At 59.2% G+C, this 26,026-nt stretch carries 28 protein-coding genes; 17 read left to right on the top strand and 11 right to left on the bottom strand.

Annotation, left to right across the window (positions count from 1 at the left end):
• Together KR100_RS12050 and purD are read right to left on the bottom strand one after the other, a co-directional pair.
• Nucleotides 1–2,052, bottom strand: coding sequence for an ATP-binding protein (locus KR100_RS12050; RefSeq protein WP_038546337.1), 2,052 nt, complete (start codon nt 2,050–2,052; stop codon nt 1–3).
• The gene (gene purD / locus KR100_RS12045; protein WP_038546333.1) at nt 2,052–3,356 is read right to left on the bottom strand and encodes a phosphoribosylamine--glycine ligase; all 1,305 of its coding nucleotides are present in this window, start codon (nt 3,354–3,356) and stop codon (nt 2,052–2,054) included. The genes KR100_RS12050 and purD overlap by 1 nt, the downstream gene beginning before the upstream one ends.
• 57 nt (nt 3,357–3,413) lie before the next feature.
• On the opposite strand from purD, the gene KR100_RS12040 reads away from it, so the two are divergent.
• Complete coding sequence (locus KR100_RS12040) at nt 3,414–4,361, top strand: hypothetical protein (protein ID WP_038546330.1); 948 nt, start codon at nt 3,414–3,416, stop codon at nt 4,359–4,361.
• 620 nt (nt 4,362–4,981) lie between these two features.
• On the opposite strand, the gene KR100_RS12035 is transcribed toward KR100_RS12040, so the two are convergent.
• Nucleotides 4,982–5,221, bottom strand: coding sequence for a DUF2973 domain-containing protein (locus KR100_RS12035; protein WP_038546327.1), 240 nt, complete (start codon nt 5,219–5,221; stop codon nt 4,982–4,984).
• Nucleotides 5,222–5,679: 458 nt separating this feature from the next.
• Here KR100_RS12035 and KR100_RS16960 point away from each other — a divergent pair, with 458 nt between their 5' ends.
• Nucleotides 5,680–5,814: a hypothetical protein gene (locus tag KR100_RS16960; protein ID WP_255347481.1), complete on the top strand. Its 135-nt coding sequence runs from the start codon at nt 5,680–5,682 to the stop codon at nt 5,812–5,814.
• A 374-nt stretch (nt 5,815–6,188) separates the two neighbouring features.
• On the opposite strand, the gene KR100_RS12030 is transcribed toward KR100_RS16960, so the two are convergent.
• A complete protein-coding gene (locus KR100_RS12030; protein ID WP_038546324.1) occupies nt 6,189–6,578 on the bottom strand; it encodes a hypothetical protein in 390 nt (129 codons plus the stop codon).
• Between the two features lie 537 nt (nt 6,579–7,115).
• Here KR100_RS12030 and purC point away from each other — a divergent pair.
• The 8 genes from purC (at nt 7,116) to KR100_RS11990 (ending at nt 14,488) form a co-directional block, all read left to right on the top strand.
• On the top strand, nt 7,116–7,865 hold the full coding sequence (gene purC / locus KR100_RS12025; protein ID WP_038546320.1) for a phosphoribosylaminoimidazolesuccinocarboxamide synthase: 750 nt from the start codon (nt 7,116–7,118) through the stop codon (nt 7,863–7,865).
• Between the two features lie 41 nt (nt 7,866–7,906).
• Nucleotides 7,907–10,195, top strand: coding sequence for a BamA/TamA family outer membrane protein (locus KR100_RS12020; RefSeq protein ID WP_038546317.1), 2,289 nt, complete (start codon nt 7,907–7,909; stop codon nt 10,193–10,195).
• Nucleotides 10,195–11,052, top strand: a complete 858-nt coding sequence (gene lpxC / locus KR100_RS12015) for a UDP-3-O-acyl-N-acetylglucosamine deacetylase (RefSeq protein ID WP_038546315.1) — start codon at nt 10,195–10,197, stop codon at nt 11,050–11,052. The genes KR100_RS12020 and lpxC overlap by 1 nt, the downstream gene beginning before the upstream one ends.
• On the top strand, nt 11,049–11,504 hold the full coding sequence (gene fabZ / locus KR100_RS12010; protein WP_038546312.1) for a 3-hydroxyacyl-ACP dehydratase FabZ: 456 nt from the start codon (nt 11,049–11,051) through the stop codon (nt 11,502–11,504). Before lpxC ends, fabZ begins: the two co-directional genes overlap by 4 nt.
• A gap of 5 nt (nt 11,505–11,509) precedes the next feature.
• Nucleotides 11,510–12,334, top strand: a complete 825-nt coding sequence (lpxA, locus tag KR100_RS12005; protein WP_038546310.1) for an acyl-ACP--UDP-N-acetylglucosamine O-acyltransferase — start codon at nt 11,510–11,512, stop codon at nt 12,332–12,334.
• Nucleotides 12,334–13,515, top strand: a complete 1,182-nt coding sequence (gene lpxB / locus KR100_RS12000; RefSeq protein WP_038546308.1) for a lipid-A-disaccharide synthase — start codon at nt 12,334–12,336, stop codon at nt 13,513–13,515. Before lpxA ends, lpxB begins: the two co-directional genes overlap by 1 nt.
• Nucleotides 13,512–14,147: a peptide-methionine (S)-S-oxide reductase MsrA gene (gene msrA, locus KR100_RS11995; RefSeq protein WP_051847534.1), complete on the top strand. Its 636-nt coding sequence runs from the start codon at nt 13,512–13,514 to the stop codon at nt 14,145–14,147. Before lpxB ends, msrA begins: the two co-directional genes overlap by 4 nt.
• Before the next feature lie 152 nt (nt 14,148–14,299).
• On the top strand, nt 14,300–14,488 hold the full coding sequence (locus KR100_RS11990; protein WP_038546306.1) for a hypothetical protein: 189 nt from the start codon (nt 14,300–14,302) through the stop codon (nt 14,486–14,488).
• A gap of 17 nt (nt 14,489–14,505) precedes the next feature.
• Here KR100_RS11990 and KR100_RS11985 read toward each other — a convergent pair whose 3' ends face one another.
• On the bottom strand, nt 14,506–14,745 hold the full coding sequence (locus tag KR100_RS11985; protein WP_038546304.1) for a hypothetical protein: 240 nt from the start codon (nt 14,743–14,745) through the stop codon (nt 14,506–14,508).
• Nucleotides 14,746–14,748: 3 nt separating this feature from the next.
• Nucleotides 14,749–16,224, bottom strand: coding sequence for a leucyl aminopeptidase (locus tag KR100_RS11980; protein WP_038548803.1), 1,476 nt, complete (start codon nt 16,222–16,224; stop codon nt 14,749–14,751).
• Between the two features lie 990 nt (nt 16,225–17,214).
• On the opposite strand from KR100_RS11980, the gene KR100_RS11975 reads away from it, so the two are divergent.
• The 3 genes from KR100_RS11975 to KR100_RS11970 all read left to right on the top strand — a co-directional run bounded on the left by KR100_RS11975 (nt 17,215) and on the right by KR100_RS11970 (nt 18,578).
• A complete protein-coding gene (locus tag KR100_RS11975; RefSeq protein ID WP_156098095.1) occupies nt 17,215–17,376 on the top strand; it encodes a hypothetical protein in 162 nt (53 codons plus the stop codon).
• A gap of 335 nt (nt 17,377–17,711) precedes the next feature.
• Nucleotides 17,712–17,966 carry a hypothetical protein gene (locus tag KR100_RS15135; protein ID WP_071839919.1) on the top strand — a complete coding sequence of 85 codons (255 nt, stop codon included), beginning with the start codon at nt 17,712–17,714 and terminating at the stop codon, nt 17,964–17,966.
• 171 nt (nt 17,967–18,137) lie between these two features.
• Complete coding sequence (locus KR100_RS11970; protein ID WP_156098093.1) at nt 18,138–18,578, top strand: hypothetical protein; 441 nt, start codon at nt 18,138–18,140, stop codon at nt 18,576–18,578.
• Nucleotides 18,579–18,729: 151 nt separating this feature from the next.
• Here KR100_RS11970 and KR100_RS11965 read toward each other — a convergent pair whose 3' ends face one another.
• From KR100_RS11965 to KR100_RS11950, 4 genes are all read right to left on the bottom strand, one after another.
• On the bottom strand, nt 18,730–19,329 hold the full coding sequence (locus KR100_RS11965; RefSeq protein WP_038546297.1) for a hypothetical protein: 600 nt from the start codon (nt 19,327–19,329) through the stop codon (nt 18,730–18,732).
• A 4-nt stretch (nt 19,330–19,333) separates the two neighbouring features.
• Complete coding sequence (locus KR100_RS11960; RefSeq protein ID WP_038546295.1) at nt 19,334–19,906, bottom strand: hypothetical protein; 573 nt, start codon at nt 19,904–19,906, stop codon at nt 19,334–19,336.
• A gap of 90 nt (nt 19,907–19,996) precedes the next feature.
• Nucleotides 19,997–20,326, bottom strand: coding sequence for a hypothetical protein (locus KR100_RS11955; RefSeq protein ID WP_038546292.1), 330 nt, complete (start codon nt 20,324–20,326; stop codon nt 19,997–19,999).
• A 4-nt stretch (nt 20,327–20,330) separates the two neighbouring features.
• Nucleotides 20,331–21,059, bottom strand: a complete 729-nt coding sequence (locus KR100_RS11950; RefSeq protein WP_239420333.1) for a response regulator transcription factor — start codon at nt 21,057–21,059, stop codon at nt 20,331–20,333.
• A 112-nt stretch (nt 21,060–21,171) separates the two neighbouring features.
• Between KR100_RS11950 and KR100_RS11945 the strand changes: the two genes are divergently transcribed.
• The 4 genes from KR100_RS11945 (at nt 21,172) to pyrF (ending at nt 24,648) form a co-directional block, all read left to right on the top strand.
• Entirely contained in the window at nt 21,172–21,501 is a 330-nt protein-coding gene (locus tag KR100_RS11945) for a DUF1825 family protein (RefSeq protein ID WP_038546289.1), read from the top strand.
• Between the two features lie 50 nt (nt 21,502–21,551).
• Nucleotides 21,552–22,799 carry a tyrosine--tRNA ligase gene (gene tyrS / locus KR100_RS11940; protein WP_038546286.1) on the top strand — a complete coding sequence of 416 codons (1,248 nt, stop codon included), beginning with the start codon at nt 21,552–21,554 and terminating at the stop codon, nt 22,797–22,799.
• A 77-nt stretch (nt 22,800–22,876) separates the two neighbouring features.
• Nucleotides 22,877–23,857: a phosphotransferase family protein gene (locus KR100_RS11935; RefSeq protein WP_239420332.1), complete on the top strand. Its 981-nt coding sequence runs from the start codon at nt 22,877–22,879 to the stop codon at nt 23,855–23,857.
• 59 nt (nt 23,858–23,916) lie between these two features.
• Nucleotides 23,917–24,648, top strand: coding sequence for an orotidine-5'-phosphate decarboxylase (gene pyrF / locus KR100_RS11930; protein WP_038546281.1), 732 nt, complete (start codon nt 23,917–23,919; stop codon nt 24,646–24,648).
• Here pyrF and KR100_RS11925 read toward each other — a convergent pair.
• On the bottom strand, nt 24,638–26,017 hold the full coding sequence (locus KR100_RS11925) for an autotransporter outer membrane beta-barrel domain-containing protein (protein WP_038546278.1): 1,380 nt from the start codon (nt 26,015–26,017) through the stop codon (nt 24,638–24,640). The two genes, pyrF and KR100_RS11925, sit on opposite strands and share 11 nt — an antisense overlap.
• Between the last annotated feature and the right edge of the window lie 9 nt (nt 26,018–26,026).

Below are 26,026 nucleotides of genomic sequence, written 5' to 3'. Positions count from 1 at the left end.
TCAGATCTCCTGTTCAACCAGAGAGCGCCGCTCGGACTGAAGCTGCAGTTCATCGGCATCGGCCTGCTGCAGCGGCAGATCAAACCAGAAGGTCGTGCCCACCTCCAGCTCGCTCGCCATCTGCACTTTGGAGCCGTGCTTTTCGAGGATGCCGCGAACGATCGAAAGGCCAAGGCCCGTGCCCACCTCTGTGTGCACCGAATTTTCAACGCGGTAGAACCGATCGAAAATCCTTTCCTGATCGGTTTGATTGATGCCGCAGCCCGTGTCAGCCACCTCGACCCTCAGGCGCGGCAGTGGTGAAGTCAACTGGCAGGTCGGTCCGTCTGCTGCGGTCGTCTCCTGCAGCTCCACCCGACAGCTGTCCGGCCAGGGGTAGGCGCGCAAGGCAAGAACACCCCCGGCACGGCTGAATTTCAGGGCGTTGCCGACGAGATTGTCCAGAACCTGAAGCAGCAGATCCCAGTTGCCGAGAACCTCCGGCAGGTCGGCGTGCACGTCGAGTTCGAGGCGCACCTGTTTCTCGTCCGCATTGAGGCGGTAGGTGCGCAGGGTCTGCTCCATGGCCGGCCGCAGGCTCATCGGCTCAAACTGCACGGCACGTCCTGATTCCAGGCGGGAGAGGTCCAGAACGTCGTTCACCAGACGGGTCAGACGATCGGTTTCAGCATTGGCAACGCCGAGAAATTCCCGCTTCTCCTCGTCACTGAGTTGGTCGCCGAGGTCGTAGAGGGTCTCGACGTAGCTCTTGATGTTGAACAGCGGTGTGCGCAGCTCGTGGGAGACGTTGCTGATGAATCGACTCTGGGCTGCGTTCAGCTCCACTTCGCGGGTGAGGTCCTGAACGGTGACGGCGATCCCCTTGAGCGATTCACCGCTGGCATCGCGCACCGCCTGCATCACGATGCGCAAGGTTCGGGCGGGCTCACCGACGTTGCAGCGCAGATCCTCGCTGTCAGCACCATTGAGAAGCAGGGCATCCAGGGGAGCATGCACCTCGATCGCCAGCAGATCGGGGAGCTCCTCCACCAGCTCCTGGCCCTCGAGATTGCGTCCCTCCCAGCGGAACAGCCGTCTGGCCGTGGGGTTCGCCAACACGATGCGTCCCTCGGCATCAAGCAGGATGGCCCCATCGGCCATGGTGGCGATCAAGGACTGCTGCTTCACCTGGGCGGCTGTCAGCTCCTCGATGTTGGCCTCGTCGTAGGCCTCCAGCTGAGAGGCCATGGCGTTGAATCCGGTGAGCAGTTCCCCGAGTTCCCCGCCGACAGGTAAGGCGATGCGGGCCTGGAAATTGCCGGAGGCGATGGAACGGACGCCGCGCAGCAGCTCCTTCACCGGACGCGTGATGGTGAGGGCGTTGAAGACCGCCCCAAGAATCACCAGCACCCAGATGGAGATGAATACGGCCACCGTCACCTCGCGGGTGAGGGCTGCGCTGGCCAGGGCGGTTTCGTTGGGGTTCACCCCCAATCCCAGAACTCCGTAGTAGCGACCGTTGCGAATCAGCGGCACGAAAACGTCGATCACCCGTCCCTGGGGTGTCAGGTGTTGGCGGACCAGGGGGTTTTGGGGGCGACGGCGCAGCTCATCCGGCAGTTCAAGGCGACGGTTGAGACGTAATTCCCCTTCACCACCGGCGGGTGTAGCGCTGATCGGTATCCCCAAGTAGATGACCCCATCGGGATCGGCGAAGAAGATGTAGCGAACGCTGCGGCTGGAACGCCAGAACTTCTCGGCGACATCCGCCAGCTCCCGATCCTGTTCCTGAGCCACGAGCTCGGTGACGTTCCCTGCCAGCAGCAGGCCCAGGTCCCGGGCATATCGGGTGTCATTCATCACGGCATCGCGCTGGATGCCGTTGAGGGCGAAGAACGTGATGCCGGTCATCATCAGGCTCACCACCAGGGTGGCGATGGCGAGCAGCTTGGTCTGGAGGCTGAATTCCTCCCACCAGAGAACAATGCGGCGCCAGACCCCGTCCTGATCGTCGGGAGGCCCACCTTGTGGAGGGAGGGCCCAGTCAGCGGTGGCTTGCGTGCCGCTGGTCATCAGTCGGTCCGTACCTGATGGCCGATATCGCGACGGTAATGGATTCCATCGAAATGGACTTGTTCGAGACCGCCATAGGCCGCGGTAAAGGCCTGATCGAAGTCAGCACCCTGGGCCACCACGGCAAGCACGCGTCCCCCCGAGCTCACCAGGGCGCCGGATGGATCACGGCGGGTGCCGGCATGGAACAGCTGCAACTGGGCGTCAGTCGTGATGGAGAGATTGATGGCATCGCCGGTCCGGGTGGCGGTCGGGTAACCCTTGGCAGCCGCCACGATGCAGGCACTGCAGTGGTTGTCGATTGTCAGCGTTGGTGCCAGATCCAAGCGACCGTGAGCACAGGCCTGTAGGACAAGGGCCAGCTCCGGTCCCAGCAGTGGCACCAGGGTTTGACATTCCGGATCGCCGAATCGGCAGTTGAATTCGATCACCTGCGGTCCATCGTCTGTGAGCATCAACCCGGCATAGATGACTCCGCGGTAGTCGATTCCGCGCCCACGCAGTGCCTGAACAGTGGGCTCGAGCACGATGCGGCGCACTTGCTCAAGACCGTCCTGATCCAGGAGTGGTGCGGGCGCGTAGGCCCCCATCCCTCCGGTGTTGGGGCCACGATCGCCCTCCTCAAGTCGCTTGTGATCCTGGGCTGGCGGCAGCAGCTCCATCCGCTCTCCGTCGCAGAGTGCGAACACGGACACCTCCGGCCCCTGCAGTCGTTCCTCGAGAACGAGCTGGGTACCGGCCACCCCAAACCGTCCACCAAAGGCCTCCTGAATGGCGGCCTTCGTTTCGGCGATGCTCTCCGCCACGGTGACGCCTTTCCCCGCCGCCAGGCCATCGGCCTTCACCACCAAGGGGCTGTCCACCTGCTCAAGCACTGCCAGGGCGTCGGCTTCGCTGCTCACCGCCCAATGTCTGGCGGTGGGAATGCCGGCGTCCTGCATTAGCTGTTTGGCCCAGGCTTTGCTGGCCTCCAGCTGCGCCCCGTCAGCACCCGGGCCGAAGACGGCGATGCCAGCGTCCCGAAGCGAGTCGGCCAGACCGGCTGCCAGGGGGGCTTCCGGACCCACGATCACCAGATCGATCGCTTCGGTGCGGCAGTGCTCCACCAGACGTTCAGCATCGGTTTCAGCGATCGAAACCTGCTGGGCACTGGTTCCGCCGTTGCCCGGTGCAATCCAGACCGCGTCCACGGAGGGACAGCGCCGCAGCCCCCAGCTGAGAGCGTGCTCACGGCCACCGCTGCCGACGATTAACAGCCGCCGAAGTGCCGGCAGGGTGTTGGGACGGGTGCTCGAAATGGCCATGGGCGCAGGCGGAGCGTGATGTGCCTCGTAGGTTTCCTTTGTAGACCGCAGACCGTCATGGGGACCGCACCCTTTGCTCTGGTAATGCTGCTGCTGGCTGCGGCACCCTCAGCTGCGGACCAGAGTTCCGTGCAGGAGCTCCAGCCCATGGCTGAGGAGTCGTTCCAGACCTTGCTGGTCGAGGGAACTCTTTCCGACCTGGAACAGGGCTGTGTGGAAGCCGCTGCATTCGGATTGTCAGATCGCCAGCAGCAGCTGCGGGATCGTCTGCTCAGCGTCTACCCGACGCCTCAGACGATGGACGAGGTGCTGAGCAATGCGCGGGTGTTGCTGACCTGTCGCTCCCCCGAAGGAGCTCGCATGGTGTTAGGTCGCTATCTCCCAGGAGCGGGAGCTGATCGGGAACGGTGGTTGCGGCTCAGTTGGCAGGCGGCAGATGCTGCCTTGGATCATCCGCGTGCGGCCCGGGCGTTGCGGCGGTTGGTGAATGGCGATCTGCTGGCGCTTGAGCAGCTGGAACTGATCGAAGCTCCGGGTGCTTCAGCTGAGCCTGGGGAGCCGGTCATGGTGAATGGTCTGGATCAGCTGGCACACCATGAGGAGGCTGCCGGTGATCGGCTCGCCGCGGCGGAGGTGCTGTTGTCAGGACGTTCGATCGGACGGATGGCGGCACGTCGACTGGGACGGGCGGCGGAACTTCTGGCGGAGGAGGATTTTGATCGCGCGGATCAGTTACTGGAGCTGGCTCTGGATCAGGCCGCTGCCGATGAAGCCTGGGGATTGGCGGTGGATCTGCTGCGTGTTCAGCTGCGCCTGCAGCTCGCTGCCGGTGGCGATGGGGAACGTCCGAGACAGCGATTGGAACGACTGACGGCCCGTCTGGATGATCAGTACAGCAGTTGGCAGCTTCAGGACGTCGGGGAACCGGGGCCTGCCTTGCGCTCCCCGCGTGATCCCGGAGGACACGCTGCTGTAGATCCGCTTACGGATGCACCGTTGCCCTGACGTTCTCAGGGGTTGCTGAGGGGGGCAGCTATGCACAGCGCTATCACGGATTTACGTTGATGGGTGATGAGAGAATGTCCCTTGAATGGCATTAACGTGGACTGTTTGTTGGGTCAATCTTGATAAATTTCCCAGGTTAATCAAATGCTGTTTCTAAAGCCTGAGCTGGTGCTGTTGAAAGAAGGAGTGCGCCGGTGAGTGGGAATAATTTTACAGGTTAAAAAATAAGATCATATGCGATAATAATAAGTCAGATTGAATGTCCTTCGAAGGCCACACCTTCGTCACCCATGCGTTTTCATGCTTGCTCCGCCCTTTACGTAGCGAGTTTGTATGCTTAGCTAGCTTTTGTTGAGTGCGCTTCTTTTAGTATCGACATTGAGATCGGTAAGATGGTATTTTTTTATGCAATTTTGTTGCGTATTTCCGCAATGTAGATTGCCTTTGCATGAACATTCAGAGGCCATCCTTTGTGTGCAAAGCTATATGTTAATGCCATTGACCAGGAACAAAGAAACACTCCTCAACCCTCAGGATGCATCAACAGGCCGAGGAGCTGGAATACGTGAGAACTAGGCTTATGGCTTGGAACTTTGGACTTTCGATGGGAGCCCTCTCTCTTAGCCAGCTTCCGGTGTCCACTTGACGTCTTTGAAATCTGCAAATCTGATTGCCCAAAGCTCTTCGTCGGTGACATTGCCGTTCTCATCCAACAATTCAGGATGAATGGTTCGTAAACCAGTTCTGTCTTTCTTGGCTGCCAAGCCTGAGCCAGCAGAACGCCGCATCAATTGGAAAACTTGAACCAGAAGGCCAATAAAAACAGAGGCATAAGCAATTGGAAAAAGGACTGACATCATCAGAACTTACAATTATTACGAAATATTAACTACTCGGATCGCCTGACGTGACTCTGCATGTTGGCTTCATGGGCCAACCCGATCGCCTTCCGCCAGGTGGGTGCCAGAGCTTGCAGCTCTTCTTAAAGACATGACATTGCATAGAGATGCTCGCCGAGGCTCAGATCAGGGGGTACGGAGGTGCAGGACCTGCGGGACAGGAGGGCCTCCTAAGGGCTGTCTTGCCTCGCTGCGAGCCAGGCCCAGGCTTTGACGCTTGTCAACGTGACCTCAATATCGGAACAGCAGGGGTAGCGCTTGGAGTGGTCGCATTCATTGGTGTCGCCGGAGGTGCCTGCTGGTTTGTCTTGTCGGGTCAGCGGTCTCTGATGCTGATGAAGCTTGAGCAGACGATTCGATCATGACGCCGTTAGTTCGCCCCTGGAGCTCAGCCCATCTCCTTATTTTTTTATGACGTGATGGACATGACGCGCCAGTGGAAGCTGAGCATCAAGACAGCGCGTGAGCTCCATTCAATGAATCAGCAGGCATCTCGTCAGCAACGTCTTGAACTTGAACAATCATCCCGTTATCCGCTGACGGCTCATGCGTGACTGCTTGATGGCTCTTGTGTATTGCGATAGGCATACGCTCATGAGGATCGATGGGGATGATGGAACTCTCTGAAACTGTTGAGAGGCTTGAACATGCCGTCCTCAAGTTTTGAATTCACCGATACCATTTGCTCTGCACAGGAAAGGCTGACATCAACTGAACCTGTCTCAATCGGTGGTATGGGGAATGACCATAAAGACATTTCAGATCATGCAGAGAGATTGGTTCGCGTTCTCGTCAAGATCAACGACGCAATCAATCCATCTGAAATGAATCGTTGGAAGTTCGTAAGGTTCCGGAGCTGTTGTTGAACGACCGATTGCTCGTCCTGCTGTCGCTGAGTCAAGGCAGAACCTTTCACCAGTTTCTGGTTTCACCTGAAGTCAAGTTCTACGCCAAGGATTTGATTGCATTCGGCAATGCCCATGTTCAGCCCAAGCTTCTGATATTCAAACAAGTAATCATTAAATTCGGACCGCACTTTTGAAAGGAGTGAGCTTGAAAGACCATTCAAATTGTCGACGGTGATTGGTCCTTCACCCGGCACAATAACGCCCTCTTTGGCCATAATGCAGAATGAAGACATTGAACCAGCCATCATCCCCAGTTGCATGCCCTGCCGGAAATCGCCCTTAGGCATTAAACGTTTTGCATTGTCTTGAAGCTTTTGTGGAAGCACAAGATCGGCCGAAACCTTCGAAGAGGTCAGGGTCATAACGGTAGGCATAAGAAAGCCGTACAGCAAAAGTTTTGCCCACTTCATGATCGCTGAGATAGTGTGATTGTACCAACAATAGCTACAAAAGGATGATCTGTTGTTGTTAGCGTGAATAGCATATGAACTTAACTGCTCTGCATGCCCAGCTCCTTAACAGCAGCCAGATAGGCCTCATTTGATTCATGTCTTCAATGTTTGCCCCTTGGCTTCCACGATGACTCGACTTATCGGCGCAAGTCGATGTTTTGGAAGTCTGTCCAAGGATCGCTCCTGACACTCTTTCGTTGACACCAGCCTCCCTCACTCTGTTGCTACGGCATCTCCACAGATTCTCGGGCTTGTGACAATCCTGTGCTCCCAGTTCATGTCTGCAACCCACCTTGCCGACGTTGCTCTCTACAGACCTGCGACGGTGTGACCACTGTTTTGTTGAGGGAGTGGCTCCTGCAGCCTTCCTGTCCTCTTGTGGCGCATCACCTGCTTTTTATCTCCGCATGGACTTGCCCATGGATTTGACTGGATCCGACGGCACTCGCCGTTCAAACACCAAAGCCGCTTCGGCGCTTGCTGCATCTGGGGGTTATGCCTGATCACGGAGACCTGCTGTACGAGGGAAAAGCCAAGCGGATTTATGCCACGACCAACCCCGATCAGGTGTTGGTGGAGTTCAAGAACGATGCAACGGCATTCAATGCGCAGAAAAAGGCTCAGCTGGCAGACAAGGGGCGATTGAACTGTCAGATCTCAGCGCGCTTGTTCGAGTTGCTGGAAGCCGCCGGCATTCCAAGCCATTACATCGGTTTGGCGGGGGAGACCTGGATGAAGGTCAGACGGGTGGAGATCATTCCGCTCGAGGTGGTGTTGCGCAACATCTCCACCGGATCCCTCTGTCGCCAGACGCCGATTGCCGAAGGAACCCCGATCAGCCCGGCCCTGCTGGATCTCTATTACAAGGATGATGCTCTTGCTGATCCGTTGCTCACCGAAGCGCGTGTGCGTTTGATCGGGATCGCTGACGCAAATCAATTGTTAGCGATTGAACAACTGGCGCGCCGCGTCAATGCCGCATTGATTCCTTTTTTCGAGGGAATCGGCCTGCAATTGGTTGATTTCAAGCTCGAACTTGGCATCACTGCCTCAGGTGAGCTGCTGCTGGCTGATGAAATCAGCCCAGACACCTGCAGGCTCTGGGACCGCAACAGCACGGATGCCAAGGATCGGATCCTGGACAAGGATCGTTTTCGTAAGGATCTCGGGGGTGTCATGGAGGCCTACGGGGAGGTCCTTAAACGGGTCCAAGCCTCGACCTCCAACCCCCGGAACTGCATGTAAGTTCGGCGGACGTTTTATGGCTCTGCCCGGACTCCGTCTCGATGATCCGACGTTCCTCCTGCCGCCCAACAGTTGCTGTCCGGCAGGGTGCTCTCGGATTGGCTCTGGGTTTGCCGCTGCTGGCCGCACCGTTACGGGCCGAGTCGGTGCCGTACATCGCTCAATCGGAGTCTCTTTCGGTGGACGTGATTCCAGAAGAGGAGATTTCACAGGACGTCGAGGAGACAGTCACGGAGACCGAGTCGGTTGAGGTCGACCAGGTTCCGGGTGACGCACCGGTTGTCACCGAGCAGGAGACGCTGACTGAGCAGGAGACGGTGATTGAGGAACCTCGGGTTCTGATCTCCGAGATTCTGATTGAGGGGATCAGCGGCCACCCCGAGGAGGAACGTCTTCAGATCGCCGCCTACGACGCCATGCAGGTGCGACCAGGCAGCCGCGTGACGCGCTCGGAACTCCAGCGTGATCTCGATGCCATCCAGGCCACGGGTTGGTTTTCCGATGTGCGGATCACTCCGGTGAATGGTCCCCTGGGTGTCCAGGTGATCGTGCAGGTTGAGCCGTTCCCCACGCTCTCCGCCGTTGAGCTGAACCCTCCCTCCGAGCAGCTCCCCACCGAGGTGCTTGAAGACACGTTTGGATCCGATTACGGACGCACGTTGAATCTCAACGACCTTCAGAAACGCATGAAGGAGTTGCAGAAGTGGTTTGCAGACGAGGGTTATTCACTCGCCAGGATCACGGGACCGGAGCGGGTCAGTCCCGATGGTCTGGTCACCCTGAAGCTCACCCAGGGAACGGTGGCGGGTGTGGAAGTCGACTTCATCAATAACGAAGGGGAAAGCGAGGACGAAAACGGCAATCCGATTGAGGGGAAAACCAAGGAATGGGTTGTCACCAGGGAAATCTCCACCAAACCCGGAGATATCTTCAATCGCAAAACGCTCGAGGCAGACATCCGTCGCCTATACGGAACGAGCCTGTTCAGCGACGTGAAGGTGACGCTGAAGCCGGTGCCGGAGGCGCCCGGAGAGGTGATCATCGTTCTTGGGATCGTCGAGCAGTCCACCGGTCAGCTCTCCGGAGGCCTCGGCTACAGCCAGAGCCAAGGTGTGTTCGGCCAGGTCCAGCTCCAGGACACCAACCTGTTCGGTCGTGCCTGGAACCTCGGTCTGAATCTCACCTACGGCCAGTACGGCGGTCTGGCGAATCTCACCTTCACGGATCCCTGGATTTACGGCGATCCCCACCGCACCTCGTTCTCCGGTGCACTGTTCCTCAGCCAGGAGGTGCCTCAGGGTTTCCAGAGTGAAAACAACGGCAACATCCGCACCGTCGACGGCTACATCGATAACGGCAACAAGTACGCCTACAACATCAGATCCAGTAACAACCCCGCTGACCGCAAATTCAATTCAGTCAACAAGGCTGAAGATGACTATCCCAACAAAAGCTGGTTCGATTTCGAGGGCGACTCCATCGCTCTCCGCAAGACCGGTGGTCGCATCTTCTTCTCCCGCCCATTGAATGGAAGCCCCTACGAAGCGGGACCCTGGAGGGGCCTGCTGGGATTCTCCGTTGCCAATGTCCGGCCCATCAACTTCCTGGGTGAGTCCCGTCCATACGGAGCGTCCACCAACAATTACAAGAACGGTCGAACCAAAAACAAGGACGTGATTTGCGTCTCCTACAACTGTGCGGACACCAACAATCTCGTTTCGTTCCGCATCGGTGCCACGTACAACAACTTCAACGATCCACGCAATCCAACCAGCGGTAATTTCTTCACGGCAACGACCGAGCAGTTCATTGGCGTGAACGAGGATTCCCCCACCTTCAACCGGTTGAGGGGGACCTACACGCAGTTCTTCCCTGTGAACTGGTTGAAGTTTCACAAGGGGTGTCGTCCCAAGCCCGGCGAGGAGGCTGATTGCCCTCAGGCCATTGGCGTTCAGGTGAAGGCCGGCACCATCGTGGGCGAAGTTCCTCCCTATGAAGCGTTCTGCATGGGTGGGTCGAACTCCATCCGAGGCTGGTACGACTGTGATCTGGGTGTGTCCCAGAGTTTTGGTGAAATCACGGTGGAATATCGCTTCCCCCTGATCAGCATCTTCCAGGGCGAGGTGTTCGTTGATGCCGGCACCGACTTCGGGACCCAGAGCAATGTCCCGGGAAAACCGGGCCTCCTGCTGGACAAGGACGGCTCCGGCGTGTCGGTTGGAACCGGCGTGATTGTGTCCACACCGGTCGGGCCGCTTCGTCTGGAAGTGGCCAGCAAGGATTTCAGTGGCGACTGGCGCTTCAATCTCGGAGTCGGCTGGAAGTTCTAGTGACCAACTGGCCACAGGACTATTCAGGAGCCTGGACTCTCAGTCGCCCTGTGGCGCGCTCGGGAGTTGGTCTGCACAGCGGTCGCGATGCCGAGGTCGTGTTGCGTCCTTCTGATCGGCCAGGAATTCACCTGAGTTTCTCCGGGGACCCTCGGCCAGCAATCCGCCTGCGTCCTGATCAGGTTCGCGACAGTTCCCTGTGCACAACCCTGGAACTGGGTCACAGGAGAGTCGCCACGGTGGAGCATCTGCTGGCGGCCCTGGCGGGCTGTGGTCTCAGCCATGTGGAGATCCAGCTGAGTGGTAATGAAGTGCCGCTGCTGGATGGTTCGGCCCAGGACTGGGTTGAAGCGATCGCTGAGGCGGGCATGACACCGGCAGGCAGCCCCCGCCCCCAACAGGCACCGTTGCAGCAACCTCTGGTGCGCTCAAGGGGCAGCAGCGTGATCACAGCGACTCCAGCGGAGCGCTTCTCTCTGGTTGGTGTGATCGACTTTCCCCAGGCAGCGATTGGGCGTCAGCAGCTGGCGATCGAGCTCACCCCCGATCGTTTCGTGAGCGAGATCGCACCGGCACGGACCTTCGGCTTTCGTGATCAGGTGGAACAGTTGCGTGCAGCAGGCCTGATCCAAGGAGGTGCCCTGGACAACGCCCTGGTTTGCGATGGTGACGGCTGGCTCAATCCACCCCTGCGGTTCCCGGATGAACCCGTGCGCCATAAGATCCTTGACCTGATCGGTGACCTGGCCTTGGTGGGTTTTCCGCAGGCCCAGGTGCTCGTGTACCGCGGATCCCACGGACTGCACACCGAGCTTGCCGCCGCACTTCAGGACGCCAGCCTCACTCCCGCTCTGTGACTGATTCCCCCGCCGTCGATGTTGTGCTCAACAGTGAGCAGATCGCTGGCTTGCTGCCCCACCGTTATCCCTTTGCTCTGGTGGATCGGGTGATCGCTTACGAGCCTGGCGTCTCGGCCGTTGCGATCAAGAACATCACCATCAATGAACCGCATTTTCAGGGACATTTCCCCGATCGCCCGCTGATGCCGGGTGTTCTGATTGTTGAGGCCATGGCCCAGGTGGGTGGGCTGATCGTGACCCAGATGCCAGATCTCCCGAAGGGGTTGTTTGTGTTTGCCGGAATCGATGGGGTTCGGTTTCGTCGTCCTGTGGTTCCGGGCGATCAGTTGACCATCAGTTGCGAATTGCTCAGTCTCAAGCGCAAGCGCTTCGGTAAGGTCCGCGCCGAGGCAACCGTTGATGGTCAGCTGGTTTGTTCCGGTGAGCTGATGTTCTCTCTGGTGGACTGAGACCCATGAGCGAGACGCGATCCATCCAGATTCATGACAAGGCGGTGGTGGATGCCAAAGCGCAGATCGCTGCCGGGGTGGTGATCGGTCCAGGTGCCGTGGTTGGACCGGATGTGGTGATCGGCGAAAACTGCTGGATCGGACCGAATGCGGTCCTGGAGGGGCGACTCACGTTGGGGCGCGACAACAAGGTGTTTCCCGGTGCCTGCCTTGGCCAGGAGCCTCAGGATCTCAAATATCGCGGAGCCTCGACGGAGGTGGTCATCGGCGATGGCAACACGATTCGGGAGTGCGTCACGATCAACCGCGCCACTGACGAAGGAGAGCGCACCAGCATCGGGGATCGCAACCTCCTGATGGCATATTGCCACCTCGGTCACAACTGCGAGCTGGGCAATGGCATCGTGATGTCCAATGCAATCCAGGTTGCTGGCCACGTGATCATTGAAGATCGAGCAGTGATCGGCGGTTGCCTTGGCATCCATCAGTTCGTGCACATCGGTGGCATGGCGATGGTGGGCGGGATGACTCGGGTGGACCGGGATGTACCGCCGTATTGCCTGGTGGAGGGCCACCCCGGCAGGGTGCGGGCCTTGAACAAAGTGGGTCTTCGTCGCAGCGGTCTGGCCTCCAGGCAAGGGGGACAGGAACTGAAGCAGTTGCAGGAGGTCTGGAATCTGATTTATCGCTCCGATCAGGTCATCGCCGAGGGTCTCAAGCAGGCTCGTGAGCTGGAGCTTCTGCCCGCAGCGGAACACCTCTGCAGTTTTCTGGAGGCCTCGATCAGCAAGGGCCGACGAGGGCCGATGCCAGCCTTGGGCAGCCGCTGATGGTTCGGCTGCTGATCAGCACCGGGGAAGTGTCCGGTGATCTGCAGGGCAGCCTGTTGATTGATGCTCTGCACCGGGAAGCCTCCCGACGGAACATCAGCCTCGAGTTGCTGGCCCTTGGTGGTGTGCGGATGCAGCAGGCCGGGGCGGAACTGCTCGAGGACACTGCACCGATGGGTGCCATTGGCCTCTGGGAGGCCATCCCCCTGATCCTTCCGACCCTGCGCCTGCAGGCGCGGGTGGACCGGTTGCTGCGCTCCCGTCCTCTCGACGGTGTGGTGCTGATTGATTACGTGGGGGCAAATGTGCGGCTTGGACGCAAGTTGCGGAAGCAGCACGCGCACTTGCCGATCACGTATTACATCGCTCCTCAGGAATGGGCCTGGCGTTTCGGCGATGGCAGCACCACCGAGCTGCTCGGATTCACCGATCGGATCCTGGCGATTTTCCCGGCGGAGGCGGAGTTCTACTCCTCCCGCGGAGCCGATGTCACCTGGGTGGGCCATCCATTGCTGGACAGTGTGCGGGATTTGCCGGACCGACGAGCAGCGCGGAATCGCCTCGGCCTCGCTCCGGATGCACCGGTGCTGCTGCTGTTGCCTGCGTCCCGTCCACAGGAGCTCAAATACCTGATGCCGCATCTGGCGGATGCGGCTGCACAGCTGCAAGTCCGTTTCCCTGACTTGCAGGTGCTGGTGCCAGCGGGATTGAAGCGATTTGAACAACCGCTGGAGGAGGCGCTGCAGCAGGCCGGCGTTCGACAGGCGCGGGTGATTGCTGCCGCCGAGGCTGATGGCCTGAAGAAATCCCTGTTTGCGGCTGCTGATCTGGCTCTCGGCAAGTCCGGGACGGTGAATCTTGAGTTGGCGCTCCAGGGGGTTCCACAGGTGGTGGGCTATCGCGTCAGTCGGGTCACGGCCCTTGTGGCCAGACATCTGCTGCGATTCCAGGTGGATCACATCTCTCCTGTGAACCTGCTGCTGAAGGAGCGACTGGTGCCGGAGCTGCTGCAGGATCAACTCACCGCCGATGCACTGGTCGCCGAAGCGCTCCCCCTGTTGGAGGAGGCGTCCGTTCGGCAGCAGATGCTCGACGGTTACGACCGTCTGCGCGCCACCCTGGGTCAACCTGGCGTCACCGATCGTGCCGCCGCGGCGATTCTCGATCAGGTAACGGCATGACGCGTGCGCTGGCCCTTTTGATGACGATCTGGTTCTGGTGGGCGCTGCCCTCTGGGGCGGCGGATCTTGAGACAGCGGTTTTCGCCGGGGGCTGTTTCTGGTGCATGGAGCACGACCTGGAGTCGCTTCCCGGTGTTGTGGAGGTGATCAGCGGCTACAGCGGTGGCCATGTCGACAACCCCACCTATCGCCAGGTGACCAGTGAGACCACCGGCCATCAGGAAGTAGTGCAGGTGCGCTTCGATCCGGCTGAGATTCGATACAGCTCTCTGCTTCGCAGTTACTGGCGCAATGTCGATCCCCTCGATGGTGAGGGGCAGTTCTGTGATCGAGGCGACTCCTATCGCCCGGTGATCTTCACCGCAGACGGGGCCCAGGCCCACGAAGCCGAGGCCAGTGCCCAGGCCGCAGCGCTGGAGCTGGGACGACGGCGCTCAGATCTGAGGGTGGAGTTGCGCAATACGGAGCGTTTCTGGCCGGCCGAGGACTACCACCAGGATTACGCCGAACACAATGCCGTGAGATACAACTTCTACCGTCTGAGCTGTGGTCGCGATCGCCGACTCGACACGGTGTGGGGAGAGCGGGCACGACAGTCAACGGCGTGGACAACTCCTGGCAAATCCGAGTGAATCCTTAAGAAGCTGTATATCAACCTTTGAAAAATATAAAATATGCAACAGGTTTTGAGGCTTCCAGTTCTCAGTGAACATCAGGGTTCTTGCCTCTAGTCCATGCTTGGAGCAGCTCGTACCATCAGAGGCGAGAGAGCGGGAGGAAATGTATGTATTTGCTGACCATTAAGGATGGTCTCGGGACCCGTCACGTTGGTCCATACGACTCTCCGAAGCACGCTTCCGACGACCTCGATCGCGTTCTGTCGACCTGTTCAGACCGTGCCCGCTGGCAGATCCATGCCCTTGAGACCCCTGAACGTCGCGGTGCAGCTGCCGAATTAGCTGTCGCATCCTGACCAGTTTCTGGTCCTGATCAGTTTCTGTGCCGGCGGCCGGGGAACCCCTTGGTCATGCCGCTGTCGATCATCAGGCCGAGGCCTGCGTTGATGCAGACGAGGCTGATAGTTCCGTACCAGAACCATGGTCCGGCCTCTTTCCCCAGCATCTGAAGAACACGTCGGCTGACGGCTTCACCGAACAGGCATAGCCCCACCGGAAGCAGGAGCACCCCCAGCTGTGCCTTCAAGTACCAGCGGAGCGGTGAGGGATCCATGATTCAGCTCGCCTGACCGCAGACCCAGTTCACAAGAGTACGGACGCCATAGCCAGTCGCTCCGGCCGGATCAGCTCCCCGGCCTTTGTCCGACCAGACCGTTCCGGCGATGTCGATGTGGGCCCATGCCGTGCCCTTGGCCACGAAATGCTGGAGGAACAGTGCAGCGGTGATGGAGCCGCCAGGTCGTGGACCTGTGTTTTTCAGATCCGCCAGTTTTGATTTCAGTCCTTCCTTGTAGGACTGACGCAGCGGCATTCTCCAAAGCCCCTCACAGGCGGTCTCGGCTGCCCCCTGCAGCCCCTCGGCCAGCGCTTCGTCGTTGCTCCAGAATCCCGCCATCTCATCGCCCAGGGCGATCACACAGGCTCCGGTCAGGGTGGCGAGGTCGACAACGGCATCGGGTTGCTGTTCGCAGGCGAATAACAGGGCATCGGCCAGGGTCAGGCGGCCTTCGGCATCGGTGTTGTTGATTTCGATGCTGGTGCCGTCGGAGGCCGTCACGATGTCGCCGGGATGCACAGCGGATCCGTTGATCATGTTTTCGCAGGCGGCCACCACCATGTGCACCTCAACGCCTGCAGGCCGTCGTTCGGCAATCGAGCGCATGGCTCCGAGCACGGCAGCGCTGCCACCCATGTCGAACTTCATCATGTCGATCTGGGCGGCGCCGACTTTGAGGTTGTAGCCGCCGGAATCAAACGTGAGGCCCTTGCCCACCAGGGCCAGGCGTCGCTTGACCTCACCAGCGGGCCTGTAGATGAGGTGGATGAATTTGGGGTCGAGATCGGAACCCTGGCTGACCGACAGATAGGCACCCATCCCCCGCGCTTCACAGTCGCTGCGCTCCAGCACGGTGAGCTCCAGGTTGTGATCCTTGGCCAGTTGCTCAGCAGTGTCTGCCAGCACCTTCGGGGTTACCTCATTGGGGGGGGCGGCCACGAGCTGACGGGCCAGCTCCACCCCGGCGCAGTCGGCGTCCACACTGGCGAGGCTCGTTTCTGCCGCAGAGGGCAGCCCGATCAACTCGAGATTACCGGGCATGCGTCTCGGTTCAGGTTCCTTCCGGAAGCGTTGGTCGGCATAGAGCGCCAGGCGCACGGCTTCTGCGGCGGCGGCGGCAGCGGCCGCTGGCTCAAAGCCATCCCACGGCAGCATCAGGCCCAATGTTCCGGTGCAGCCGCTCGATGCCTTGGCCCCTTTGGCGGCGGCATTGCGAAGCCAATTCAGGGTGAAGGATTCCGGCTCTCCTAGGCCAAGGACGACCAGGCGTCTGGGGCCCTGATCAGCCAGCAGGTTGAACACCACCTGCTCGCCGGATTTGGCTTTGAACTCCTGTTGCTCGAGGGCGCTGCCGAGGCCGTTGAAACGCTGTTCAAGGTTGCTGCGGCTGTCGCTGGCATCGTCCTTGAGCAGGCCAACGACAAGAACATCTCCGCTCCAGTCCTGCAGAGCGGCGGAAGACAGGGAAGGCCGCATGGTGAGAGCCAATGCAAGCTGCGAGCGTAGCGAGCCCCGTTGATTCCCCGGTACGGTCAGCCCCAGCTGATCAGCCTTCGGTGCTTCAGAACGTCACGCTGCTGGCGATCGCGGCCCTCGTTGGGGTCACTCCCCTGGTGTGGGTGATTCTGTATCCCCCTGGATCCTGAGCAGGTGACAACGCAGGAGTCTTGGCCGCTCAGGTGGCAGGCGGGCGATGTTCGGTGTGCAGATTTAGGTCGGTTTCAGAGTCGGGATTCAAGAGTTCACCTTCAGGAGTTCACTTTCAGGAGTTCATTCTCAGAAGTTGACGATCAAGGCTCAGCTGTCCCCTTAATCCTGTCCTTTCCTGTCGTGTCATGTCGTCGGTCGACCTGGTTGAAGCGACGACACGACAGGTTTGATGAGAGTTCAACAGTGAAGGGTTCGATGCTCTGTTCGACGACAAAAAGCCAAAAGTCATCAATGGATGGACCAACACAGATGAAATAGGTATTCATTGAGCTGAAGTTGGTCATGTCCGTGGAGGTAAACGAAAGATGCCTTGGCTTTTAGGCTCTTTCCGTGGCATGACTGGTGCCATCGATGGATTAGAGGAGCCGAAACTAGACTTCCTGAATTTGCATGGTGACTGACATCCGGAGTGAAGTTGTGGAAGCCTCGCTTGAAAAAAACTTAGGTACGAAGGCAGTATATGAAGGTAGTAATTAAATTATCATCAATCTGATCAGCTGAAGGAATTGATTAAAGTATTGAAGTTAATTCCCGGCTTGATGAAAAGGCAAACGACGAGACTAATGATCGCAGCATTGAAACATAAAAATATTGTGACAAGCCTGATGTCATTTTGCATTTGGTTACGTTGGCAAGCGTCCTTGCTCGCCTGTGGCTTGAATCCTTAGGACAATCCAAAGATCAAGGTTGTTGAAAGCTCGTGCATACGCTGCTGTCTCCCTGGTTGCTAGCAATGGCCTCAGTGAATACGCCGAGATGCCCTTTGAATCGCCACCGCCGGAGGCGCGACTATGCAGCAGTTGCGGTGATCTGCAATCACTCAACTTCTTTGCGTTGGATAACGACGAATGCCGACGTTGTGAAGCCTCAAACCAGCAAAAGCAGGTCGTCCTGCAGGCCGACGAAGCAGTTGAGTGAAGCTTGAATTGTTAAGAGCTCATCAATAGGTATCTGTGCCATTGCTTGTGTGATTCAGTCCAGTTATCAACGAGATAGACGCGGAAGAGCTCCTGTGAGTAAAGTCCTTTCAGTTGCCAAATGGTCGTTCGATCTCCTGGCAAGACGCATCGCTGTCCTTCGCTCGAAGAGGATCTTTCGTTCTTCAACGATCTACAGCATGTCCGCATACGATGAGTCTCAAATGCGGGAAGCGGACGCTTTGATACGGCAGCAGAGATCAGAACTTGAATACGATTGTTGACACGTCCATTTTGGTCTTCATTCTCTAAAGTAGGTGAATTGGGTTCGTTCCATTGGCCTCAAGCACAATCCGTCGGCTCGTCCTTACTCTGGCAACGGGATACCTCACAATTTTTGGGGCACGACAAATTCCTTATCAGTTCGAGAATGAATGGTTAGTCATCCTGCCGGCATTGATTGTTGTTTATTCCTTGACCGTCTGGTTTGAAGGATTGATTTTCAAAGTGGATGCCCCTGAACCGAGGCTCAAATCTGATCAAGCCAGAAAGAAGCCCGTGCTGAAAAGCAGGGGCTTTGGGTCTGATTGACTCCGCCTTGATGGCCCCCCAGGCGTTGAAATCGCTTCAGCAGTTCGTCCGTCTGCTTATGTGTGAAGCACGTTTCATCGGCTCATCAGGCTGCATTCAAGCTTTTGGCAGCGCGTTGTTTAAGCAAAGGTGATCGCCATCTACTCTTCAATGACTTGAGTCAGGTGTGTGATGGTCGATCACAGAGGCAAGATGCGTTGGAGCCCCGCACAAGGAAAGCGACTCATCTTTCTGGTGATCCTGGTCGGTTGTCTTCCAGTGATTGCGAAAGCGATTGAAGAAAACACCTATGCGTCACTGGAAAAGGCGGAAGAGGCGTGTATCGGTTGGCGCCAATCCGGTGATGTGCATGAATCACTCTCAGAAGAGAATGCCTGGCGAACCTATGGATTTGAAGTGGGTCAAGGAAGTTGCGATTATGTCAACCCTTCACTGAAAAGACGCTTCGCCAGTCAGATGATTGGAAAGGAGCTTGTGCTGTCGCGTTACTGCTTCAATGATAAGGCAAACAATAGGATTGAAGGACGAAAAAACGTCGTGATGGAGGATGGTACGTGGGTTGAGGGTGAGAACGAGGGGAGTTACATGCATGCCGAAACCTTTCGATATTGATTCTCTGCGGGAGTTGGAATCAAGCGCTTTGTTTGAAGGGGCATCTTGGTGAAACATTTCCCTGTTGCTGACACTCCCAGAACAGTTGCGTGATCAACGTCAGCGACAAAAGATGGTTCAGCTCACCAGGTCATCCCTTGTTGTCGTTGTCTCAATGGTCAAGGTCGCTGGTGAACGGTGTCGCCCAGCGTTGACGCGTTTCCTTGTTGAACGGCGGCAGCCAATGCTGGATCAGTTGTTGCTCCAGGTCTCGTCTGTCGCGGGTGGCTTGGGGAACATCCGTGCAGAAACGGATGCTGAGCCGTTGGCTGATTCCGCAGCGCTGCAGGGCTTCTCCGTAGGCAGCTAGGTAAGCCTTGCAATCGTGGTCTCCCTTCCAGCGCTGATCGGCAGCCTTGGTTTCTCCCACGTAAAGCAAAAGCGGTTGTTCCAGATCGACCGGGCGATCCAGCACCAGGTAGATCGCAGCTCCCTGGTGCGGACTGTCGGGCCAACGCCAGAAGCTCAAGGGAAGGGGCGTTAAGGCCAGGGGTTGGATGGCAGAGACTGGATCCGGGCTGACATCCCCGAACAGTGAGCCCTGCTGCAACCCGGCGGATTCCCCACGAAACAGCGGCGCCTGATGCTGATGCAGCCGTTCCTGCCAGGCGAGTAGCTGCCCGCGCTGGAGCGGCAGCTCAGCCTCCGGTTGCTGGCCAGCAGTGGCCTCTGCCGGGTTGAATAGGTCTCCTTGCCCGCGGCTGCCCAGCATCGGTTCAGGTGTGTGGCGGCAGGGAGGGACCGGCGCGTCGTGTCCCGAAGCACACCCGCCCGATCAGGCTTTCAACGGTGCTGGCGGGCAGGCAGAGCCGTTCCTGCAGGTCGGCCAGATTCTGGAAGCCTTGGCGGCGACGTTCGCGCAGAAGCCGTTGCAGGCGATCATCGGGCCATTGCAGCCGTTGCAGTTCGCCGGCGGCCGCACGGTTGAGGTCAAGGGGAGCCTCCACGGGTTGCAGCGGTGCATCGCCATGCCAATGAAAGATCAGGTGGGGGTGCCAGAGGGCGGCGAGATCCTCCGGCAGGTCCAGCAGTCGGAAAAGATCGTCGGCGCAACTGAACTGAACGCCACCCTGCTGGAGCCGCACCAGCAGATCAGCTTTGTCGGCGTCGCAGCCTGGCAGCTGGCACCACTGCTCCCGGGATGCCCGGTTCACGTCCATGGTCCAGCCCGGTGCAGCTGCCGGTTCAGGACCTCCTGGCTGAGGTGTTGCAACCACAGGCCTCGGCAATTGGCCCGTGGCCTGCAGGACCTGCCTGGCCAGAGGATCCAACCAGTGGCGCTGGGGCATCGGGCTGGAGGGCTGGTAGGCGTCGGGCTGACATTAACGACTGGTTCCAGTGGCTGTCACTGCTTTATCTCTGTCACTGCTTTGTCTCTGTCACTGCTTCAAAAGACGCACAAGGGCATCGCAACCGCCCTGGTCAGCGATGTAAGCCTGCATCAGCTCCTCCACATCGTCCCGTTTGTTCACCGCCCGGCGTTGACCTGCGGAGATGTTTTCCTGATCGAGGAAGCGGTTGCCAATGTCCAGGGCGTCCTGGGCTGCCATGCTGCCGGTGCTGCTCAGGCAGCGGACGTTGGCCTGGGTCACGATCACCAGCACGGTGGTTCGATCCAGCTCGGCAGCTTTCAGCGGCTCGAGCCAGCTGAGGAAGGTCAATCCAGCCAGCAGAACGGCCCCTGTCAGAGACCAGAGGGCGAATGTCATGGGATCAAGCGCTCCAACGCGGCAGCGTGGCGGGTAAATCCACGAGGTCGTTGCGGAAGGCGATCAACACGGCCTGGGTGCGATCGCGCGCCTCCAGTTTGCCGAGCAGGGCCGTCACGGCATGTTTCACGGTGTCGATCGAGAGGTGCAGCTGATCGGCGATCTCCTGGTTGGTGAGGCCGCGGCAGATTCCCCGCAGCACGTCCTCCTCCCGCAGGCTCAGGGTGCTGGACAGGGACTGGGAATGTCCTCTGCTGAGCCGGCTGTGGCGCAGCACGCCGGCGATCACGGGATCGATGTAGGTGTCGTCACTGTCGATCGCCTGCATGGCTCTGAGCAGATGGCCGTTGCCAACCCTTTCGCGACTGCAGAGGCCGTTGCAGCCCGCCGCTATGGCCGCCTCGATCGTGCTGCGCAGGGGGCGTTGGATCAGCATCAGACAGACCAGGTCCGGTCGGATGCTGCGCGCGGCGGCCACCAGGGAGGGGCCGCTGCCGGAATCGAGCAGGTCGGTGCAGAGGAGCAGGTCGGCCGTGCCATGGCGCAGGCAGGTGAGTGCCTCGCGTTCGCCGGTGGCGGCCCCCTCGATCCGGCCGCTGTCACCGACCATGTTCACCAGGCTGGTGATCAGCACCCGATCAGCGCTGGCGATCACGGTGCGCCGGCGCAGCAACAGGTTGCGTCCGCTTTGCATGAACTCACGCATGGCGGGCAGATGCTGTGTGAGATTCATCTCCTGCAAGGTGGAAGGGGCTTTCTCGCATGGTGGACATGGGGTGAATCCGCACTGCCGCTGGTTGCGGGAAGTCTGCAGAATTCTCGTTAAGGAAACGAAATTTGTACGGATGGCCTTCTTCGACTCCGACATCGTCCAGGACGAGGCCAAGCGTCTGTTTGGCGACTACCAGCAGCTGATGCAGCTGGGCAGTGAGTACGGAAAGTTCGATCGCGAAGGCAAGAAAAAATTCATCGAAACCATGGAAGAGCTGATGGGCCGCTACCGGGTGTTCATGAAGCGGTTTGAGCTCTCGGAAGATTTCCAGGCCAAGCTCACGGTGGAGCAGCTGCGCACCCAGTTGAGCCAGTTCGGGATCACGCCGGAGCAGATGTTCGAGCAGATGCAGTCCACCCTGGAGCGGATGAAATCCCAGATTGAGCCGCCGCCGGCCGGCTGAAGGCCCGCCGGCATCACTCGTACGATCCTCAGCGCTTGTGCGTAGCGCCGATGCCGGAGTCGTCCCCAACCCTGCCGCAGTGGCTGGCGCGCGGCATGGCCGATCTATTCCCTGCTGGCGATCCCAGCGACGCCGATCAGGCCCTGGCGGCCCGGCTGGCCCAGGCCGACAAGGAGGGACGACCGCTCAGGGTGAAGCTGGGCATCGACCCCACCGGCAGCAACATTCACCTGGGCCACAGCATCCTGTTCCGCAAGCTGAGGGCCTTCCAGGATGCGGGTCATACGGGGGTGTTAATCATCGGCGACTTCACCGCACGGATCGGGGATCCCACTGGCAAGAGCACCACGCGGGTGCTGCTCAGCAAGGAGGACGTGGCTGCCAATGCTTCCACTTATCTGCGCCAGCTGGGACAGGACCAGCCCAAGGAGACGGCGCTCCTCGATTTCGAGACCCCCGGGCGCCTGGAGGTTCGATACAACAGCGAATGGCTGGAGGGGATGGACCTGCCTGCGGTGATCGGCTTGCTGGGCACCGGCACCGTGGGCCAGATGCTGGCCAAGGACGACTTCTCCAAGCGCTACAGCAGCGGTACACCGATCGCCCTGCATGAATTCCTCTATCCGTTGCTGCAGGGCTACGACTCGGTGGCGGTGGACGCCGATGTGGAACTAGGCGGCACCGACCAGAAGTTCAATGTGGCCATGGGCCGTGACCTGCAGCGCCATTTCGGCAGGAGCACCCAGTTCGGCTTGCTGTTGCCGATTCTGGTGGGGCTCGATGGCGTTCAGAAAATGAGCAAAAGCCTCGGCAATGTGGTGGGGCTGGAGGAGGATCCCCTCTCGATGTACTCCAAGCTGGAGAAGGTCGGCGATGCGGCGATCAACGACTACCTCACGTTGCTGACCGACCTGGATCTGGCGACGTTGCCGCAGAATCCCCGCGAGAAGCAGAAGGCGATGGCCCTGGCGGTGACCGCCAGCCGCCATGGTCTTGAGGCAGCCCGGAAGGCCCAGCGTGATGCCGCCACCTTGGTGGGCGGCGTGGGAGATGCGACTGCGGAGGTGCCCGAGGCGTCCTTGGCGCAGGTGAACTTCCCGGCCAAGGCCTTTTATCTGCTCAGCGCCGTCGGCATCTGTGCCAGCAGCAGTGAGGCCCGCCGACAGATCAAGGGTGGCGCTGTGCGCCTTGAGGGAGACAAGATCACCGACCCCAACCAGGAGTTCGCCGCAGCGGCGGAGCTGGATGGCAAGGTGCTGCAGCTGGGCAAGAAAACCTTCCGGAGGCTCGTGGCCTGAGCCGCCAGCGTTCCCTCTTTTGGGGGATTCGCTGATGGAGTTCTGCGGCGATGGTGATCTCATCTGGGCCAAGATCAATGCAAACTCTTGAATCTGAAATCAAATCCGATCAGCAGATTGCTGCTGATTTCTTGTCTTATCTGCAATCTGAATCGTCAGACCGTGTCGCTTATGAGGTTGAGCCGACGCGGCTGACTGGGGGCTTCGATGCCCGGCTGTATCGCTACAAGCTGGTTGACCAGGAGCCGAGAGTCCTTCGCGTTCTGCGTCCTGCGCGTGAGGTGGAGGAGCTTTTGCATCTTCAGCTTGCGCATCAGATTCTGAATCAGCAGGGCCTGAAAACGCCTGTGATTCATCGCGTTTGTGGAGACCAATCAGTCTTGGGGGGTGTTTTTGCGGTGATGGATCTGGTGCCAGGTCGGCCTTTGGTTGAGCAGAAGCCAGCGGTCTTTGCGTCGGTCTTGGGTGAGTCAATGGCCCGCATGCATGAGCTTGATGTGAGGCCCATTGTTGAAGCCTTCAGGCGGGCTGGTGTTCCAGATGAGCGGTTTTTAAGTCCTGCTATTGATCAAAAGGCTTTTGATTTTTGTGAACAGAAGATTCCTTGGGCATCTGAACTGATTGGCTGGCTTCGCGATCACTTGCCCCTTGATGGTGAGAACCTTGCTGTGATTCATGGCGACTATCACGGAGCCAATGTGATGTTTGACAATGGCTCCATATCAGGCGTATTGGACTGGGGATTTCGTATTTCTGATCCAGCAATAGATCTGGCGCATACGATGAATCTTTGCCTGATTACTCCTCGCCAGGTTTATCCAGGAATTTCGCCCCATGTTTGTGAACAGGTTACTGATGGGGTTCTTAAGGCTTATCAATCCATCAGGCCTTTGAATCAGGAGCGCATCCAGGCCTGCCGTGTTGCTCACCTTTTTGGCTTTTTAGCTCTCGGTGTCACTGGTGTTGGCCCCGAATTCATGCGAAAGCCTGAATCCCAGCGCGACTATCTGAGCTTCATTGAGCAAACAACAGGCATCAGGCTGTCGCCCTCAGCCTGAACTCCGGTTGAGATGCTCCAGCCAGGGCGACAGGATGGGTTACGGATCAATCGCTTGCCTTGGCTCCGTCGCTCTCCGCTGATCCCGCCGATCGGATCATCGTGGCCCTCGATGGCATGGCGCCCGAGCAGGCCCTGGCGTTCAGCCGCCAAATCAAGTCTTTGCGCTGGGTGAAGGTGGGCCTGGAGCTGTTTGTGCAGTCGGGCCCGCAAGTGGTGGCCGAGTTGCGGGAGCAGGGCCTGCGGGTGTTCCTTGACCTCAAGTTTCACGACATTCCGGCCACGATGGCGGGAGCCTGCCGGCGGGCGGCAGCAGTGGGGGCGGAGCTGATAACGGTGCACGCCTGTGCCGGCAGCGAAGCGCTGCAGGCGGCCCAGGCCGCAGCAGTCGAGGGGGCCCAAACTGCAGGTCTCGATGCCCCCACCCTGCTGGCGGTGACGGTGCTGACCAGCTGGGAAGAGCAAAGACTGCAACAGGAACTTGCCATTGCCCAGGGCATCGCCGAACGGGTACCGGCGTTGGCGCAGCTGTCGGCGACCGCTGGCATCGGCGGCTGCGTCTGCTCACCTCTGGAGGCCGCGGCGTTGCGGGAGCAGCATCCTGAACCCTTTGCGTTGGTCACGCCAGGCATTCGTCCTAAGGGAGCCGCGGTGGGTGATCAGGCCCGGGTGATGGGGCCGGCTGAGGCGATGGCGGCTGGAGCCAGCCAGCTGGTGATCGGCCGGCCGATCACCAAAGCCAACGATCCCACTGCCGCGTTTGAGGCTTGTTGCGCCGAACTCAGAACTTGAAGTTCAGGCCACCGGACACCTGCCAAGCGGTGCCGCGGTCTCCACCCCAAAGCACCACACCACTGCGGGCGTAGACGCCCATCGAGGTGTCGCTGAAGTTGTAGGTGGTGTAATCGAGGCCGATTTCCACGAGGGCGCCGTGATCGGAATCGCCGTTGATGCTCCAGTTGTCGTTGCGATCGGCGTTGATGAAGCTCACTTTCTGGCTGCCGCCGCTCTGGCCCCAGTCGGCGACCCAGCCAACGCGGAGAAAGGGCATGAACAGGGAGCGCTGCCCATCTCGGATCGGATGGGCAAATGTCATGGAGAGCTCGCTGTCGAAGCGGTCGAGCTCCATCTCGTTGTAGAGCAGTCGATCATCGCGGTTACCCGTTGATTCGCTGTAGCGATCGAGGCTGGTGTTGGTGTAGCTGATCAGGGCCTGGGGTTCGAGGATCCAGTCGCCGGAGTCGAAGGGGGCTCCCACACTCACAACCCCCGTCCAGGAATTGCCGCTGCGCTCGCCTCGATAGATCTCGCCATCATTGCTGCGGCGCTGGTCGCCCGAGTAGCCGCCGGCACTCACCATGCCGCGCAGGTAGAAGTTTTCCGACCAGTATTCGGCGTATCCGCCACCACCCCAGCCGTCGGTGTCCCAGGTGCCGCGGGAGCCATCGTCACCATCGTTGACGGCGTAGGTGCCGAACAGTCCAATGCGGGAGCTGTTGCTTAAGGGAACGTCGAACCCGAGCTGTGCCCCACCTCCACTGATGTCGGCTATCCGACCGCGTGACGACGGTGCTTTGCTCTCACCGCCGAAGCCGCGCACCCAAACATTCACCCCTGGCTCGTTGGTGGTCTGGGAGTAGAGCAGCGTGTTGGGGGTTAACAGCTCGGCGTAGCGAATCCCGTCGAAGACCACGATCGGAGCGTCCCCGAGATCGATCACGGCTTGATTTGTCTGGGCGAGGAAATAGTCGTTCAACTTGCGCTCGAGGTAAGCCTCTGCCACCTCGGATTCCAGCGCATCGCTTTTGAACCAGAGGGGCTGGATCGGTTCGGCCGGCGGTGCAGGCATCAAGGGCGGTTCTTCCGCTGGCTCTGGCGTGGGTTCGGGATCAGCAGCTGCTTCAAAGGCCCGATACGGAGGAGCCGGTGGGAATTCCCAGCAGGGCCCGAAGCACTCCGGGATGATCACGAAGGGCGGCGGTGTGTTCGGAGGATCGTTGGGGGGCTCGATTGATTCGTCTGGCGGTAAGCAGACTTCAGCACCGAAGGGATCCACCGTGCATGTTTGTGCCTTGGCGGGTGACGAGTCGAGGGCAATCAGGTTAAGGAGTGCGGCGGTCGCTGAGGGGAGCAGTTGCCACAGCGTTGGTGTGATCCGCATCCAGCACTT

Origin of the sequence: Synechococcus sp. KORDI-100 (genome assembly GCF_000737535.1) — a bacterium.
Classification (GTDB): domain Bacteria; phylum Cyanobacteriota; class Cyanobacteriia; order PCC-6307; family Cyanobiaceae; genus Parasynechococcus.
This window is presented reverse-complemented; position numbering and strand designations above follow the sequence as displayed.

What these genes read in the sequence shown, in the direction of transcription:
- KR100_RS12050 (WP_038546337.1), bottom strand. Translation starts at nt 2,052, where the DNA reads ATGACCAGCGGCACGCAAGCCACCGCTGACTGGGCCCTCCCTCCACAA.
- purD (WP_038546333.1), bottom strand. Translation starts at nt 3,356, where the DNA reads ATGGCCATTTCGAGCACCCGTCCCAACACCCTGCCGGCACTTCGGCGG.
- KR100_RS12040 (WP_038546330.1), top strand. Translation starts at nt 3,414, where the DNA reads ATGGGGACCGCACCCTTTGCTCTGGTAATGCTGCTGCTGGCTGCGGCA.
- KR100_RS12035 (WP_038546327.1), bottom strand. Translation starts at nt 5,221, where the DNA reads ATGATGTCAGTCCTTTTTCCAATTGCTTATGCCTCTGTTTTTATTGGC.
- KR100_RS16960 (WP_255347481.1), top strand. Translation starts at nt 5,680, where the DNA reads ATGGACATGACGCGCCAGTGGAAGCTGAGCATCAAGACAGCGCGTGAG.
- KR100_RS12030 (WP_038546324.1), bottom strand. Translation starts at nt 6,578, where the DNA reads ATGAAGTGGGCAAAACTTTTGCTGTACGGCTTTCTTATGCCTACCGTT.
- purC (WP_038546320.1), top strand. Translation starts at nt 7,116, where the DNA reads ATGCCTGATCACGGAGACCTGCTGTACGAGGGAAAAGCCAAGCGGATT.
- KR100_RS12020 (WP_038546317.1), top strand. Translation starts at nt 7,907, where the DNA reads ATGATCCGACGTTCCTCCTGCCGCCCAACAGTTGCTGTCCGGCAGGGT.
- lpxA (WP_038546310.1), top strand. Translation starts at nt 11,510, where the DNA reads ATGAGCGAGACGCGATCCATCCAGATTCATGACAAGGCGGTGGTGGAT.
- lpxB (WP_038546308.1), top strand. Translation starts at nt 12,334, where the DNA reads ATGGTTCGGCTGCTGATCAGCACCGGGGAAGTGTCCGGTGATCTGCAG.
- msrA (WP_051847534.1), top strand. Translation starts at nt 13,512, where the DNA reads ATGACGCGTGCGCTGGCCCTTTTGATGACGATCTGGTTCTGGTGGGCG.
- KR100_RS11990 (WP_038546306.1), top strand. Translation starts at nt 14,300, where the DNA reads ATGTATTTGCTGACCATTAAGGATGGTCTCGGGACCCGTCACGTTGGT.
- KR100_RS11985 (WP_038546304.1), bottom strand. Translation starts at nt 14,745, where the DNA reads ATGGATCCCTCACCGCTCCGCTGGTACTTGAAGGCACAGCTGGGGGTG.
- KR100_RS11980 (WP_038548803.1), bottom strand. Translation starts at nt 16,224, where the DNA reads ATGCGGCCTTCCCTGTCTTCCGCCGCTCTGCAGGACTGGAGCGGAGAT.
- KR100_RS11975 (WP_156098095.1), top strand. Translation starts at nt 17,215, where the DNA reads ATGCCCTTTGAATCGCCACCGCCGGAGGCGCGACTATGCAGCAGTTGC.
- KR100_RS11970 (WP_156098093.1), top strand. Translation starts at nt 18,138, where the DNA reads ATGGTCGATCACAGAGGCAAGATGCGTTGGAGCCCCGCACAAGGAAAG.
- KR100_RS11965 (WP_038546297.1), bottom strand. Translation starts at nt 19,329, where the DNA reads ATGCTGGGCAGCCGCGGGCAAGGAGACCTATTCAACCCGGCAGAGGCC.
- KR100_RS11960 (WP_038546295.1), bottom strand. Translation starts at nt 19,906, where the DNA reads ATGCCCCAGCGCCACTGGTTGGATCCTCTGGCCAGGCAGGTCCTGCAG.
- KR100_RS11955 (WP_038546292.1), bottom strand. Translation starts at nt 20,326, where the DNA reads ATGACATTCGCCCTCTGGTCTCTGACAGGGGCCGTTCTGCTGGCTGGA.
- KR100_RS11950 (WP_239420333.1), bottom strand. Translation starts at nt 21,059, where the DNA reads ATGAATCTCACACAGCATCTGCCCGCCATGCGTGAGTTCATGCAAAGC.
- KR100_RS11945 (WP_038546289.1), top strand. Translation starts at nt 21,172, where the DNA reads ATGGCCTTCTTCGACTCCGACATCGTCCAGGACGAGGCCAAGCGTCTG.
- tyrS (WP_038546286.1), top strand. Translation starts at nt 21,552, where the DNA reads ATGCCGGAGTCGTCCCCAACCCTGCCGCAGTGGCTGGCGCGCGGCATG.
- KR100_RS11935 (WP_239420332.1), top strand. Translation starts at nt 22,877, where the DNA reads ATGCAAACTCTTGAATCTGAAATCAAATCCGATCAGCAGATTGCTGCT.
- KR100_RS11925 (WP_038546278.1), bottom strand. Translation starts at nt 26,017, where the DNA reads ATGCGGATCACACCAACGCTGTGGCAACTGCTCCCCTCAGCGACCGCC.